This window comes from Streptococcus sanguinis (assembly GCF_020729765.1).
In the GTDB taxonomy this organism is placed as follows: Bacteria; Bacillota; Bacilli; order Lactobacillales; family Streptococcaceae; genus Streptococcus; species Streptococcus sanguinis_Q.
On sequence record NZ_JAJEPD010000091.1, the window covers coordinates 1 to 14396 of the forward strand.

Annotated in this window: 13 protein-coding genes, 5 tRNA genes and 1 pseudogene; 8 read left to right on the plus strand and 11 right to left on the minus strand. The window is 43.8% G+C overall.

Annotated elements, in window-relative coordinates:
• The 5 genes and pseudogenes from K4H96_RS11715 to K4H96_RS11735 form a co-directional block, all read right to left on the minus strand.
• Positions 1-349, minus strand: a pseudogene (locus tag K4H96_RS11715) (lantibiotic ABC transporter permease); the annotation flags it as partial.
• Positions 350-473: 124 nt separating this feature from the next.
• A complete protein-coding gene (locus tag K4H96_RS11720; RefSeq protein WP_223337318.1) occupies positions 474-1040 on the minus strand; it encodes a GNAT family N-acetyltransferase in 567 nt (188 codons plus the stop codon).
• Between the two features lie 259 nt (positions 1041-1299).
• A complete protein-coding gene (locus K4H96_RS11725) occupies positions 1300-1554 on the minus strand; it encodes a DUF1912 family protein (protein ID WP_002899692.1) in 255 nt (84 codons plus the stop codon).
• 26 nt (positions 1555-1580) lie between these two features.
• Positions 1581-2942, minus strand: a complete 1362-nt coding sequence (locus K4H96_RS11730) for a DUF438 domain-containing protein (protein WP_223337319.1) — start codon at positions 2940-2942, stop codon at positions 1581-1583.
• A 2-nt stretch (positions 2943-2944) separates the two neighbouring features.
• Complete coding sequence (locus K4H96_RS11735) at positions 2945-3175, minus strand: DUF1858 domain-containing protein (protein ID WP_002894544.1); 231 nt, start codon at positions 3173-3175, stop codon at positions 2945-2947.
• Between the two features lie 254 nt (positions 3176-3429).
• Here K4H96_RS11735 and K4H96_RS11740 point away from each other — a divergent pair, with 254 nt between their 5' ends.
• The 4 genes from K4H96_RS11740 (at position 3430) to K4H96_RS11755 (ending at position 9269) form a co-directional block, all read left to right on the plus strand.
• Positions 3430-4857 (plus strand): helix-turn-helix domain-containing protein, encoded by a 1428-nt coding sequence (locus K4H96_RS11740; protein WP_227956541.1) that lies wholly within the window; start codon positions 3430-3432, stop codon positions 4855-4857.
• A gap of 157 nt (positions 4858-5014) precedes the next feature.
• Positions 5015-6523, plus strand: coding sequence for a glycerol kinase GlpK (gene glpK, locus K4H96_RS11745; protein WP_223337321.1), 1509 nt, complete (start codon positions 5015-5017; stop codon positions 6521-6523).
• Positions 6524-6670: 147 nt separating this feature from the next.
• Positions 6671-8497: a type 1 glycerol-3-phosphate oxidase gene (glpO, locus tag K4H96_RS11750; RefSeq protein WP_223337322.1), complete on the plus strand. Its 1827-nt coding sequence runs from the start codon at positions 6671-6673 to the stop codon at positions 8495-8497.
• Between the two features lie 67 nt (positions 8498-8564).
• The gene (locus K4H96_RS11755) at positions 8565-9269 is read left to right on the plus strand and encodes an MIP/aquaporin family protein (protein ID WP_223337323.1); all 705 of its coding nucleotides are present in this window, start codon (positions 8565-8567) and stop codon (positions 9267-9269) included.
• 165 nt (positions 9270-9434) lie between these two features.
• On the opposite strand, the gene rlmD is transcribed toward K4H96_RS11755, so the two are convergent.
• Complete coding sequence (rlmD, locus tag K4H96_RS11760; protein ID WP_223337324.1) at positions 9435-10805, minus strand: 23S rRNA (uracil(1939)-C(5))-methyltransferase RlmD; 1371 nt, start codon at positions 10803-10805, stop codon at positions 9435-9437.
• A 55-nt stretch (positions 10806-10860) separates the two neighbouring features.
• On the opposite strand from rlmD, the gene K4H96_RS11765 reads away from it, so the two are divergent.
• The 4 genes from K4H96_RS11765 to K4H96_RS11780 all read left to right on the plus strand — a co-directional run bounded on the left by K4H96_RS11765 (position 10861) and on the right by K4H96_RS11780 (position 13505).
• A complete protein-coding gene (locus tag K4H96_RS11765; protein ID WP_002905833.1) occupies positions 10861-11637 on the plus strand; it encodes an aminoglycoside 3'-phosphotransferase in 777 nt (258 codons plus the stop codon).
• 26 nt (positions 11638-11663) lie between these two features.
• Positions 11664-12440, plus strand: coding sequence for a recombination regulator RecX (recX, locus tag K4H96_RS11770; RefSeq protein WP_061591946.1), 777 nt, complete (start codon positions 11664-11666; stop codon positions 12438-12440).
• 86 nt (positions 12441-12526) lie between these two features.
• The gene (gene ntdP, locus K4H96_RS11775; protein ID WP_227956542.1) at positions 12527-13060 is read left to right on the plus strand and encodes a nucleoside tri-diphosphate phosphatase; all 534 of its coding nucleotides are present in this window, start codon (positions 12527-12529) and stop codon (positions 13058-13060) included.
• A gap of 127 nt (positions 13061-13187) precedes the next feature.
• Positions 13188-13505: a DUF960 domain-containing protein gene (locus K4H96_RS11780; protein ID WP_002913192.1), complete on the plus strand. Its 318-nt coding sequence runs from the start codon at positions 13188-13190 to the stop codon at positions 13503-13505.
• Positions 13506-13876: 371 nt separating this feature from the next.
• Here the strand turns inward: K4H96_RS11780 and K4H96_RS11785 are convergent.
• The 5 genes from K4H96_RS11785 to K4H96_RS11805 form a co-directional block, all read right to left on the minus strand.
• A tRNA-Pro gene (locus tag K4H96_RS11785) sits at positions 13877-13950 on the minus strand.
• 19 nt (positions 13951-13969) lie between these two features.
• Positions 13970-14043, minus strand: a tRNA-Arg gene (locus K4H96_RS11790).
• 57 nt (positions 14044-14100) lie between these two features.
• Positions 14101-14174 (minus strand) — tRNA-Arg (locus K4H96_RS11795).
• Positions 14175-14205: 31 nt separating this feature from the next.
• A tRNA-Leu gene (locus tag K4H96_RS11800) sits at positions 14206-14291 on the minus strand.
• Between the two features lie 7 nt (positions 14292-14298).
• Positions 14299-14370 (minus strand) — tRNA-Gly (locus K4H96_RS11805).
• Between the last annotated feature and the right edge of the window lie 26 nt (positions 14371-14396).

A 14396-nucleotide genomic window follows, 5' to 3' on the forward strand; every position in this document is an offset into this window, starting at 1 on the left:
TATTAGAAAATAGGCTTAGTAACAACAAACAAAACATGATTAAACTAATTGAGAAAAATATTTCTCTGAAAAAAGAAACATATTGTTTATATAAACTACTTTTAGTCAAATAATTTATTCTTTTATCTCTTGGTCTATAACAAACAAGGTAAAATAATAATATTATTGCAAAAATCCAAGCATAAATATTTAAACTTAGCAATTTTATGCTCTTTACTAATTTAGTCTTATCCATCATAACTATTATCACAAGTATTATGAGGGACAATAACGGTTTGATTCCAATATCATTTAAAAAATCAAATATATCCTTTTTGCCAGTCTTGATTATTTTATACTCTCTTTTCAAAAATTACATCTCCTAATCCAATTAGCGAACATTAACCATTCAGAAATTCCAAACAGTTGGAAGTATAGGATTTATCTACAAATCAATGAATCTCAACTCGTGTAAATTTTGTACTTGTTCAATTTCATCGTGTCTCCACCTCCCACTCACTCCTAAGCAAGCCAAATCTCAAATCATCACAGCAATTTCCTTGGGCATCTTTGCGGTCTCGAATGCGAGCTTCGAGGGTAAAGCCTAATTTTTCAGCGACTCGTTGACTTTGGATATTGTAGCCAAAGCAGGTCAGCTCAATTTTGTGAAGACCCAGTTCTCTAAAAGCCAGATCAATCAAAGCACGCGCTGCTTCGGGCACATAGCCTCGTCCCCAGTAGTCTGGGTGCAAGATATAGCCAAGCTCCAAGACATCATCCTCGTGACGACGAGGGAAATCAACAGAGCCGATGACTTTATCCGTTCCTTTGACGACAATCCCGTAGCCCGCTGGAAGATTTTCCTTTTGATTGCGCTCAGGCAGAATATGCTCCAGATAATAAATCTCATCTTCCAAGGTTTTGACGGGCGGAAAGCCTGCTGGGTAGGAGACTTCTGGCCGACTGGCATAGTCAAAGATATCCACTGCATCAGCCACGGTGCGGACTCGTAACACTAGCCGTTCCGTTTCTAACCGTTCTGGTAACTCAGCTCTTGTCATTCTTCTCCCTCGCTTTCTACAAAAAATCGTCCCTGCCATCTACATGACAGGGACGAATGTGTTTATCCGCGGTACCACCCAATTTCGGGCAGAGCCCGCAACTTTAGTCTTTAAAATAAAAAGACAATAATATTTCATTTTCATTCATCAGCAACCAGCTTTGACACATTTGTGGACTTCTCAGCACCGCCACTTTCTGTAAAATGCTTGACTCAAAACACCTCTGATGAACCTATTCTATCACCTTTCCAGTGAAAAATCAATAATTTCTCTCACCCAAAAGTCCATCTGGCAGGTCGTGAAATCCCTTGCCCGCCTGATAGTTGGCGAATTTCCCCAAAAGGAACTGGTAGGCATCGAGACGACTTTCATAACGAATAGCTGCTTCCTTAGCACGCTCATCCTGGTCCGCCTCGTAGACCGCCTGACTCTCCTTGAGCGCCATCTCGTTAATCATGACCTGAGTCTTGACCCAAGCTTCAAACTCCTGTAAAAATTCCTGTTCGTAACTCATTTTTCTCACTTTCTAACTGCAAATACCTAGTCCAAATCTCGGTAAAAATCACTGTCAATATCACGGAAGGGCTGAATGTCCTGCACATACTCCAGCACCCCCTGAAATTCACCATCCTCATCCCGCACCGCCGCATAGGTCACATGGACAAACTTGCCCCGCGATTCCGACTTGAACCACATTTCAAACTTATCCCGCTCTCCTTCACGCAGAGCCTTGAAAATCCGCCGCACCTTGTCCAAAAACTTGGGCGGGTGGCAGAGCTCGACATTGCGCCCTATTTGGGACGGCGTTCGCTTAAAAATCATCTCGTCCGCTGGCACACTGTCATTATAATACTGGAAAATATCGTCCTTATTGACAAAGGTAATCTCCATGGGCAGATGGTCCAAAATCAGATTGGCCTCCGCCACCGACAGATAGCCATGACCAAAAGGCTGCTGGGAGTCCCGATTAAAGGCTTGCTCCTTCTTTTCCTTAGGCTTAAAGGAAATAGTGACCTGACCATCCGGCGTATCAATGACCTGATGAAACCTGCCATCACTCGTCTGCTCTGTGCTGGCTGGCGCTTCGCTTCCTTCATCAGCAGCATCCCCAGCTTCCTCCTCCGAGAATGAGTGCCGCGCAGGAATCCATTTCTCCGTCGGCTTGATGATGGCATGGCCATAAGCATCACTCTCCTCAGCAATCTTGAGCCAGTCATCCTGATGAAAGGACTCAAGGAGAATCATGAGAAGGATGGACTCTTCCTTGAAAATCATAGCTTCAAACTCAGCCGCAAAAAGCTCAAACTTGTCCTTGACTTCTTCAATCGAAGTATCCGGCAGCTGCTCTACAGCAATCTTAGCCTCTTGGAAAAGGTCTCGAATCTGGTCATCTACCCCCCACATGACCTTGGGCGGCGAATCATGGCCGTAGTTCTCCATGATGGGAAACATGAGCTCTTCCTTACGCTGATAGTGGATATCAAACTGCCCCACCAAACTCAGCTGGCGCTGGAGTCCCTTGCAGATTTCTGGAAGAAGGTCCTCATCTTCTGTGGTTTCATAGGTAGATAGGAGTCTACGAACCCGCATGAGGGCAGCCCGCAAGGCTAGATTTTCCTGCTTGAAGACTTGAACCGGATGGCCTGGATGGTCGGTATCAGCCACCTCCACATTCTGAATGGCACCTTTAAAGAGGTTGGCATGGACATTGCAGAGAGACATGACATCTTCAAAGGTCACTCCCGTATCTGAGTTCATTAGCTCATGCTCCATCAGGCTGATTTCAATAGCGGATACACCTGCAAAATGCTCGTTGAAAAGCTCCTGAACGGACTCTGCCGAAGCTCCGTTATGTAAGTCCAGCAAGATAGACTTGAGGACTTCAATGCGTTCAGTAGCCATGCCTAAATCCCCACCACTTCATAGCCATTTAATTCCAGAGTTTGCTTGATTTTATTCAGGTCAATGCCGTTCATACCAGCTCCTTTTTTGATAGAAACCACGCGCCCGACAGTATTTCGCATGACAGGATTGGCCAGAGGCGTAAAGCCCAACTCGACCAAAACATCCAAAACTTCAGGCTGCTTCTCAATCACTTCTGCCACTGGGATAGACAAATCAATCACATTATCCATAGCTGCTCCCTCATCGTCATTTTTCTACAATTATACCATAAAAAAGCGATCAGACTCAAAGCAAAAAAAGTGTGAGTATCTGCTCCCCTTACGTTTGTTCAAAAGAAATGGAATAGCGAATTAAGATAGGCATGATGACAGACTTCTGCCTTCCATTATTGCCTCAAGCAACGATAAGAAAATATAAAGCACATTGCTTCGTCTTTTTTCCCTTTTGTGATAAGCTAAGATTAGTGAATTGAGAGGGTTTTCGTATGTATCTTGCAGACTTAATGGAAAAGAGTGAAGCGGGGCAGTTTATTGTCCTGTCTTATTTACAGCAGCATTCTACATCCAGTTTGAAGGACGTCATGTCAGAAACTGGCTTCTCAAAAGCAACCTTGACCAAGTACATTAGCCTGATTAACGACAAGGCTATGGACCATCATGCAGCCTTATCCATCCAGCTTCAGGACGAAACGCTCAGTCTGTCTGTCGGTCCAGATACCAAGGGACGGGATATTCGTAGACTCTTCTTAGACAATTCTATCAAATACCAGATTTTAAATTACCTGCTCTATCATCAGCAGTTTTTAGCCCATCAATTAGCCCAAGAGCTGATGATCAGTGAAGCAACACTCGGCCGTCATATATCCGGTTTAAATCAGATTTTATCAGAGTTTGAGCTATCTATCCAAAATGGCCGCTTGAAAGGGCCTGAGCACCAGATTCGCTATTTTTATTTCTGCCTCTTTCGTAAGGTCTGGTCCAGCCAAGATTGGGAAAAAGAACTTCAAAAATCAGAAAGAAGGCAGGAAGTTGCCGTCTTAGAAGAACTCTGTGGAGCCCAACTCTCTCAAGGACAGCGATTGGACTTGGCTCTTTGGGCACATATTACCCAACAGCGCCTAAGAGTCAATGCCTGTCAATTCCAAAACATCGAGCAGAAAATGCAGGGCTATTTTGAAAACATCTTCTATCAACGCTTGCATCGCCGAACAAATGATTTCTTTGCCGGACAGCACATCACTCTGAGTCAGGAAGACGGGGAAATGATGATTTTCTTTTCATTTCTGCTTTCCCATCGGATTCTGCCTCTGCACACCATGGAGTATATTCTGGGCTTTGGCGGTGAAATTGCCGGTCTGATTACGCAACTGATTCAAGAGATGAAATCTCAGGACTTACTAGGTGACTACATTGAAGACCAAGTGACCTACGAACTCAGTCAGCTCTGCGCTCGCGTCTTTCTTTTCAAAGGCTATCTCTTGCAGGATAAATACAAGCATGACTTGGAATTGCGCCATCCTTACTTATGGAGCGAAGACGATTATCGACAAGTGGCAGACACTATTTTTAGCAAACTACCTATTTTCCAGCAGGGAACATCTCTGGATAAAAAGGTGTTGTGGGAATGGCTCCAGCTGATGGAGTACATTGCTGAAAATGACGGTCAAGTCATCAAGATAGGCATGGACTTAACAGATAGCTTTATCGTTGTTTCTAGGATGACAGCCATTTTAAGGCGGTACTTAGAGTACAATCGCTTTATTACGATTGAATCCTACGACCTTACCAGAAATTAYGACCTCATCATCACCAACAATCCCATYCATCAGACCCAGCARGYTCCCATCTATTATTTAAAAAATGACYTGGATTTGGAAGATTTGGCTCAAATCCGTCACATGATATTTCATTAAGAAACTTGGAGAAATCCAGGTTTCTTTGTGATTTTCGCACAATCTCCTCAAATTTTTTTAAAATTTAAAAAAAGTTGATGAGCAAGAAAGCGCTTTATTTTATATACTAGTTACTGTAGAGGAAACATCCTCAAGATTTTTACTAGGAGGACAGTTCATGTCACAAGAAAAATACATCATGGCCATCGACCAAGGAACTACTAGTTCCCGCGCCATCATCTTTAACAAAAAAGGAGAAAAAGTTAGCTCCAGTCAAAAAGAATTTACTCAGATTTTCCCTCAAGCTGGATGGGTTGAGCACAATGCCAATGAAATTTGGAACTCCGTGCAGTCTGTTATCGCCGGCGCCTTCATCGAAAGTGGAGTCAAACCTAACCAAATCGAAGCCATCGGAATCACCAACCAGCGTGAAACAACTGTCGTCTGGGATAAGAATACTGGTCTTCCTATCTATAATGCTATCGTTTGGCAGTCTCGTCAGACTGCTCCTCTGGCTGAACAGCTGAAAAGCCAAGGCTATGTGGAAAAATTCCATGAAAAGACTGGTTTAATCATTGACGCTTACTTCTCTGCTACCAAGGTTCGCTGGATTTTGGACCATGTAGAAGGTGCGCAAGAAAGAGCTGAAAAGGGCGAATTGCTCTTTGGTACCATCGATACCTGGCTGGTTTGGAAATTGACTGACGGTGCTTCTCACGTGACCGACTACTCAAATGCAGCCCGTACCATGCTCTATAACATCAAGGAACTCAAATGGGATGACGAAATTTTGGAAATCCTCAACATTCCAAAGGCTATGCTTCCAGAAGTTCGTTCTAACTCAGAAATTTATGGTAAGACTGCTCCATTCCATTTCTACGGTGGAGAAGTTCCAATCTCTGGTATGGCTGGTGACCAGCAGGCAGCTCTCTTTGGACAGTTAGCTTTTGAGCCTGGTATGGTCAAAAACACTTACGGAACTGGTTCCTTCATCATCATGAACACTGGTGAAGAGATGCAGCTGTCTGAAAACAACCTCTTAACAACTATTGGCTACGGTATCAACGGCAAGGTTTACTATGCTTTAGAAGGTTCTATCTTTATCGCAGGAAGTGCCATTCAATGGCTGCGCGACGGTCTTCGGATGGTTGAAAATTCACCAGAATCTGAAAAATATGCCCTAGATTCTCACAACAATGACGAAGTCTATGTCGTGCCTGCCTTTACAGGTCTAGGCGCTCCATATTGGGATCAAAATGCACGTGGTTCTGTCTTTGGCTTGACCCGCGGAACCAGCAAGGAAGACTTTATCAAGGCTACCCTGCAATCCATCGCTTACCAAGTTCGCGACATCATCGATACCATGCAGGTGGATGCCAAGACTGCTATTCAAGTCCTCAAAGTCGACGGCGGGGCTGCTATGAACAACTTCCTCATGCAGTTCCAAGCTGACATTTTGGGAATCGATATTGCCCGTGTTAAAAACTTAGAAACAACTGCTCTCGGTGCAGCCTTCTTGGCAGGACTGTCAGTAGGATATTGGAAAGACTTAGACGAACTCCGCACTCTCAATGAAACTGGAGAACTCTTTGAACCATCTATGAATGAATCCCGCAAGGAACAACTCTACAAAGGATGGAAGAAAGCCGTTAAGGCAACCCAAGTCTTTGCGGAAATCGATGACTAATACTCAATGAAAATCAAAGAGCAAACTAGGAAGCTAGCCGCAAGCTGTACTTGAGTACGGTAAGGCGACGCTGACGTGGTTTGAATTTGATTTTCGAAGAGTATAATACTGGAAGAATAAAGCGACTCAGTTAGAAAGTGTGTAAATATGGAATTTTCAAAGAAAACACGTGAATTATCGATTAAAAAAATGCAGGAACGCACCTTAGACCTCCTGATTATTGGTGGGGGGATTACCGGTGCTGGAGTAGCCTTGCAAGCAGCAGCTAGTGGCTTGGAGACCGGTCTGATTGAAATGCAAGACTTTGCCGAAGGGACTTCTAGCCGCTCTACCAAATTGGTCCATGGTGGCCTTCGTTACCTCAAGCAATTCGACGTAGAGGTGGTCTCAGATACAGTTTCTGAGCGTGCTGTGGTCCAGCAAATTGCCCCCCATATTCCAAAACCAGATCCTATGTTGCTTCCTGTTTATGAAGAAGAGGGCGCTACCTTTAGCCTCTTCCGTCTGAAAGTGGCTATGGACCTCTATGACCTCTTGGCCGGTGTCAACAACACTCCTGCTGCCAACAAAGTTTTAAGCAAGGAGGAAGTGCTAGAACGGGAACCTGAACTTAAGAAAGAAGGCCTGGTCGGCGGCGGTGTCTATCTTGACTTCCGCAACAACGATGCGCGCCTCGTAATTGAAAATATCAAACGGGCTAACCAAGACGGTGCCCTGATTGCCAACCATGTCAAGGCAGAAGGCTTCCTCTTTGATGAATCTGGAAAGATTACAGGCGTTGTTGCGCGTGACCTCTTGACAGATGAAGCCTTTGAAATCAAGGCTCGCCTAGTTATCAACACAACTGGACCTTGGAGCGACAAGGTGCGCAATCTGTCAAATGACGGTGAGCAATACTCACAAATGCGTCCAACCAAGGGTGTTCACTTGGTAGTTGACTCTAGCAAGATCAAGGTTTCTCAGCCAGTCTACTTTGATACAGGCTTGGGAGACGGCCGGATGGTCTTTGTCCTTCCACGTGAAAATAAAACCTACTTTGGTACGACTGACACTGACTACACTGGTGACCTAGAGCATCCAAAAGTAACACAAGAAGATGTGGATTACCTCTTGGGCATTGTCAACAATCGCTTCCCAGAAGCAAAGATCTCAATTGACGACATCGAAAGTAGCTGGGCAGGTCTGCGTCCTCTGATTGCAGGAAACAGTGCTTCTGACTACAACGGCGGAAACAACGGTACCATTAGCGACGAAAGTTTCAATACATTGATTGCGACTGTTGAGAGCTACCTGGCTAAAGAAAAATCTCGCGAGGATGTCGAAGCGGCTGTTACCAAACTCGAAAGCAGCACTTCTGAAAAACACTTGGATCCATCTGCCGTGTCTCGCGGTTCCAGCTTAGAACGCGATAACAATGGTCTCTTGACTCTTGCTGGCGGTAAAATCACAGACTATCGTAAGATGGCGGAAGGCGCTATGGAGCGTGTCGTTGACATCCTCAGAGCAGAATTTGACCGCAACTTCAAGCTCATCAACTCTAAGACTTACCCTGTTTCAGGTGGAGAGCTCAATCCAGCAAATGTGGATTCCGAAATCGAAGCCTTTGCTCAACTTGGTGTCTCACGCGGCTTAGACAGCAAAGAAGCCTTCTATCTTGCAAACCTTTACGGATCAAATGCTCCTAAAGTCTTTGCCCTCGCACACAGCATTGAACAAGCACCAGGTCTCAGCCTGGCAGATACCTTGTCACTGCACTATGCTATGCGTAATGAATTAGCACTCAGCCCAGTTGACTTCCTGCTTCGCCGGACAAATCACATGCTCTTTATGCGGGATAGCTTAGATGCTATTGTAGAGCCTGTTCTGGATGAAATGGGACGATTCTACGACTGGACAGAAGAAGAAAAAGCAGCTTATCGCAATGATGTTCAAGCTGCCCTTGCAAATAATGATTTAGAAGAATTAAAAAAATAGAAAATACGAGAAGAGGCGGTAGACCAAGAACTGTCTACCACCCCTTCTTTTAAATGGAGTAACATAGATGATGAAAGAAATATTTGGCGAATTTTTAGGAACACTGCTCTTGCTCCTTTTGGGTAATGGTGTAGTTGCAGGTGTGGTTCTTCCCAAAACTAAGAGTCACAATTCAGGCTGGATTGTGATTACCATGGGATGGGGGATTGCCGTTGCCATTGCTGCTTTTGTATCTGGCAACCTTGGCCCAGCCCATCTGAACCCTGCCCTAACTATCGGAGTCGCTCTGAAAGGTGATTTGCCATGGGCATCTGTTCTTCCTTACGTCCTTGCTCAGTTTGCAGGTGCTATGGTTGGACAGTTCCTCGTTTTCCTACAGTTCAAACCTCACTATTTAGCTGAAGAAAATCCGGCTAACGTCCTGGGTACATTCAGCACAGGCCCAGCCATCAAAGATACCTTCTCTAACCTGATTAGTGAAATTCTTGGAACTTTTGTTCTAGTGCTGACTATCTTCGCTCTTGGACTTTATAAGCTACAAGCAGGCATTGGCACCTTTGCAGTCGGAACATTAATTGTCGGGATTGGTCTTTCACTTGGTGGAACAACTGGCTCTGCCCTCAACCCAGCTCGTGACTTAGGACCTCGCATCATGCACAGTCTTCTTCCTATTCCCAAAAAAGGTGATGGTGATTGGAGCTATGCTTGGATTCCAGTTGTCGGACCAATTATTGGTGCCGTCCTTGCAGTCCTAGTCTTTGGCCTATTCTAAAATAACCTATTACCATTGGAGAACACTTGACGAGTGTTCTCTTTTTTTGACTAATCTTCCTATAAATCCATTGCAATTTTGACAAAAGAAAAGACTTAGCCCTGTATTAGAGAAAACTAAGTCCTTTTTAGAATGATTTTGTTAGCTCTTGCGAGCTGCTTACGATTAACTCGAACGAGAGCTATCTCGCTTGGATAATTTCACCACTGCCTCGGTCCGAGCGGTATGCGGAAACATATCAACCGACTGGATATAGTGAACATCGTAGACCTGAGAGAGCTTGACTAAATCCCGAGCCAGAGTTGAGACATTGCAGGAAACGTAGACCATCTTCTCAGGTGCATAGCGGACAATTGTCTCCAGCAGCTTATCGTCCAGACCAGTTCGTGGCGGATCGACAATCAAAGCATCCGTCCGATAGCCCTCAGCATACCAGCGAGGAATAATCTCCTCTGCCGTCCCAGCCTCATAGAGTGTATTATCAAATCCCATTCGTTTCGCATTACGCTTGGCATCTTCAATGGCCTCAGGGATGATATCCATACCCCGCAGAGACTTGACTCTTTTAGCAAAGGCAAAGCCGATGGTCCCCACTCCGCAATAGGCATCAATCAAATGATCTTCTTTCGTCACATCCAGCGCCTTAACCGCCTCCCCGTAGAGCACCTCTGTCTGCTCAGGATTGAGCTGATAAAAAGCTCGAGGCGACAGGGAGAACTCATAGTCCAGCACTCCTTCTTGGATAGCCTCCTCTCCCCAGATAATCTCTGTCTTATCCCCGTAAATCTCACTGGACTTGCTCGTATGATAATTGACCGCTACTGTCTCCAACTCTGGAAATTCAGCCACTAGGTCTCGGACGACTGGAGAAAAGTCTAGCTTGCGACCTGTCACAAAAATCATCTGCACCTGACCTGTCTTTCTGGCCCTGCGAATCATGACTGTTCGTACCCCAGCAGTCTTTCTCTCATCATAGATGGGCAGCCTATACTTGCCTAAAAGCCGAGCCACCTTATTGATGATCTTTTGCGTTACCTTGTCCTGAACCAGACAATTTTTCAGCGAGACCAGATAGTGGGAATTCTGGGCATAGAGCCCAGCCTTGACCTCATCCTTGAACTTCCGAGTCTGAAACTGCAGCTTAGCCCGATAATAGAGCGGCTCCTGCATACCAATGGTCGGACGAATCTCGTAGTTTTCGTAACCAGCTGGCGCAAATTTTTTCAATGCCTGACGCAGCAAATCTTCCTTAAACTCTAACTGCTTGTCATAGTGGAGGTGCATGATTTGACAGCCCCCGCAGCTATCATAAATCTCACAAGGCGCTTCCACCCGAAATTTCGAGCGCTTGTTGATGGTCAAGAGCTTGGCCTCGATAAAATTACGCTGAACCTTGGTCACCTGACAGTAGACTTCCTCGCCTTTCAAAGCCCCGGGTACAAAGACCAGCGTTTTCTTATAAAATCCAATCCCTTCACCATTAATCCCCATTTTCTTAATTTTCAAAGGGATTCTTTGCTTCACTTTCACATTCATGCTTCTATTATACCACGCTGCCTCGCATTAGTTGAGAATATGTTACAATAAAAGTATGAAAGCAGAAAAAATATCCCTTCCACTAGCCCAATTCCCTGAGCAAATACGAACTTATCTAGAGGGAGCAAATTTTTACGACAGCTCCTCACATTCTGCAGCCAGTGTTTTCTATGCTGATACGGGCTATTATTTGAAAATCGACCAAAAAGGCCAGTTAGCCCAAGAAGCCACACTGGCCAAATGGTTTGAGAAGCAAGGGCTCGGTGTGCCTGTCATTCACTACCTGACAGCAGATAAAGACTACCTGCTGACTAAAGAAGCCGAGGGCAAGGACGCCCTAGCCTTTCTCCAACAGCCAGAAGATCTTTGCCAAACGATGGCTGCCGCGCTCAGAAAACTTCATAGCATCCAACCCCAGCATTTCCCAATCCAGCATCGCCTCCAACACTATAAAGAGCAAGCAGAGGAAAATTATCGGAAAGGTTGCTTTTATCAAAAAGCCTTGCTGCCTCAATTTCACATCTCAAGTCGTGAGGAAGCCTACCAGCTTATCCAAGAGCAGGGACACTTACTGACGGTGGATGCCTTGATTCATGGAGATGCCTGCTTGCCTAATTTCATTCTGAAAGACGCAGCAACCTTCTCCTGCTTTATTGACGTTGGCCTCTCCGGCCTTAGCGATCGCCACATTGATCTTTATTGGGCGATCTGGTCTCTTACTTATAATTTATCTGACCCCCAATACGCAGAGCTCTTTCTTGACTACTATGGCAGGAAGGATGTTGATACAGACAAACTGCGCTTGATAGCTGCCTTTGAAGCATTTGGCTAAAAGAAAGGATTCTACCAAAATCTCTTATGAAAATCACAAAAATCGAAAAGAAAAAAAGACTCTACCTCTTGGAGTTGGACGGCAGTGAAAAGCTCTATATTACAGAAGACACCATCGTCCGCTTCATGCTGTCCAAAGGAATGGAAATCACAGAGCAGGAGCTATCAGAAATTCAAGACTATGCCCAATTTTCTTACGGAAAAAATCTAGCTCTTTACCATCTCTCCTTCAAGCAAAGAACTGCTAAGGAAGTTAAAGACTACTTAACGCAGCACGACATCCAACCAGAAACCATCAGCCAGGTCTTGGACAATCTAAAAAAGGATAATTGGATTAATGATAAAAGATATGCTCATTCTTTTATCCAATCTAACTTTCTCACCGGTGACAAAGGCGCTTTTGTTCTCAAGCAAAAACTCAGTCAAAAAGGGATTTCTAGCACTATCATAGAAGACGAATTGAGCCAGTTTGATTTCACTGAACTAACAGACAAGGTTGCCGAAAAGCTGCTCAAAAAACACCAAGGAAAACTGCCCAGCAAGGCTTTACAAGATAAAATACTTCAATCCTTGATAAACAAAGGTTTTTCATACAGCCAAGCCAAAAACGCCTATCAGCATTTGGAAATCGAAGAAGACCAAGAAAACCAGCAAGAACTGCTCTATAAAGAGCTAGACAAGCAATACCGCAAGTACTCAAAAAAGTATGACGGATATGACTTAAAACAGCGTCTGACCCAAGCTCTAGCTCGCAAAGGCTATGATTTCTCCGACATCGCTAGCGCTCTGATAGAATATCTTTAAGATTTTCTATGAAAACTTATGCATTTCTATGAAAATATGTTACAATAAAGAAGATAAACTTATAAATTGTAGAAAGTTGGTAAGTTATGAAACTTCCAAAAGAAGGCGACTTTATTACAATTCAAAGTTATAAGCATGATGGGAATCTTCACCGCACCTGGCGAGATACCATGGTACTAAAGACAACAGAAAACGCCATTATTGGCGTTAATGACCACACACTGGTAACAGAAAGTGATGGCCGACGTTGGGTAACACGTGAACCAGCCATTGTCTATTTTCATAAAAAATACTGGTTTAATATCATTGCCATGATTCGCGACAATGGAACTTCATACTACTGCAACCTAGCCAGTCCTTACTATCTGGATAATGAAGCTCTAAAATACATTGACTATGATTTAGACGTCAAAGTCTTTGCTGATGGTGAAAAACGCCTGTTGGATGTAGAAGAATATGAACGTCACAAAAAACAGATGCACTATTCTGATGATTTGGATTTCATTCTCAAAGAAAATGTCAAAATCCTAGTTGATTGGATTAACAACGGAAGAGGTCCATTTTCAGATGCTTRTGTCAATATTTGGTACAAACGTTATGTTGAACTAAAGAATCGATAAAGTTGTCAAAGAGCGCAAGCTCTTTTTCTTTTGTCTAATTCAGACCTGCCAGAGGTCAAATTCTTGCAATCTCAAGCATTTTCGGGTATCATATAAGAAAATCCAGACTGTAAGAAAGGAGTCTCCCATGGCATTTACAAATACTCTCGGCCGATATGCCAGCTTTGGCATCATGACGAGCCTCCCTGAAGAAATTGTCGATTCATTCTGGTACATCATTGATAACAATCTCAAAGGGGTCTTTGAACTTCGCCCAGTCCTCAAATTCGAAATCATCAACCACCAAGGAAGAGTATCTCTACGATTCTCACAAAAGAACTTCAACACTATTATTTCATTTGATTTAAACTATCAATTTGACCCTTTCTTTCCYAGAAAAGTCTACATCGTTGATAACAAGGGCAAAGAAACCATTATGTTATCTGACGAATACTCTTTGATGTAGTAAATCATACTCAACACATATAAAAAACCTCTGAAGGCAACTATTCACCGCTATCAGAGGTTTTTATCTTTAATATTACTCATCTCAAGTGGAAAGTACATTTGAGCAGCTTGATACAAACTAAACTTCTGGAACACTAGACTTTAAAATCAAACTAAACCTAGTTGAATAATCAAATCCCTTGCTTTCAAATAGGATTATATAAAGAGACAAAACCAGTAGTTCTAAAAGATTGTATTACTTATTAAATCCAACAATAAGTAAGAAGTCTTAATAACAACATATGTTAGCTAAGTCATAGATACTGGACACACTTTTTTCTAAAAAAAGAAAAAAAATAGATAAGTATATCTATCTTCAATGTTATCTAGTCGGGAAGACAGGATTCGAACCTGCGACACCTTGGTCCCAAACCAAGTACTCTACCAAGCTGAGCTACTTCCCGAACTTAAGTTATTACTTAATGCACCCTAGAGGAGTCGAACCTCTAACCGCCTGATTCGTAGTCAGGTACTCTATCCAGTTGAGCTAAGGGTGCTCACTATTCATATTATATTCATTATAGCAAAACTTAAGAAAAAATCAAACAATTAAATGCACCCTAGAGGAGTCGAACCTCTAACCGCCTGATTCGTAGTCAGGTACTCTATCCAGTTGAGCTAAGGGTGCTCATCTTCTTCTACTGCCTCTTACAAGTCTATGCCGAGGACCGGAATCGAACCGGTACGATCGTTACCAATCGCAGGATTTTAAGTCCTGTGCGTCTGCCAGTTCCGCCACCCCGGCCGCCTCAAGCGAACGACGGGATTCGAACCCGCGACCCTCACCTTGGCAAGGTGATGTTCTACCACTGAACTACGTTCGCATCCTATTCAAAAATGCCGGCTACAT

Coding starts and splice junctions, on each gene's coding strand:
- K4H96_RS11720 (WP_223337318.1), bottom strand. CDS start 1,040: ATGACAAGAGCTGAGTTACCAGAACGGTTAGAAACGGAACGGCTAGTG.
- K4H96_RS11725 (WP_002899692.1), bottom strand. CDS start 1,554: ATGAGTTACGAACAGGAATTTTTACAGGAGTTTGAAGCTTGGGTCAAG.
- K4H96_RS11755 (WP_223337323.1), top strand. CDS start 8,565: ATGATGAAAGAAATATTTGGCGAATTTTTAGGAACACTGCTCTTGCTC.
- rlmD (WP_223337324.1), bottom strand. CDS start 10,805: ATGAATGTGAAAGTGAAGCAAAGAATCCCTTTGAAAATTAAGAAAATG.
- K4H96_RS11730 (WP_223337319.1), bottom strand. CDS start 2,942: ATGGCTACTGAACGCATTGAAGTCCTCAAGTCTATCTTGCTGGACTTA.
- glpK (WP_223337321.1), top strand. CDS start 5,015: ATGTCACAAGAAAAATACATCATGGCCATCGACCAAGGAACTACTAGT.
- K4H96_RS11735 (WP_002894544.1), bottom strand. CDS start 3,175: ATGGATAATGTGATTGATTTGTCTATCCCAGTGGCAGAAGTGATTGAG.
- K4H96_RS11765 (WP_002905833.1), top strand. CDS start 10,861: ATGAAAGCAGAAAAAATATCCCTTCCACTAGCCCAATTCCCTGAGCAA.
- recX (WP_061591946.1), top strand. CDS start 11,664: ATGAAAATCACAAAAATCGAAAAGAAAAAAAGACTCTACCTCTTGGAG.
- glpO (WP_223337322.1), top strand. CDS start 6,671: ATGGAATTTTCAAAGAAAACACGTGAATTATCGATTAAAAAAATGCAG.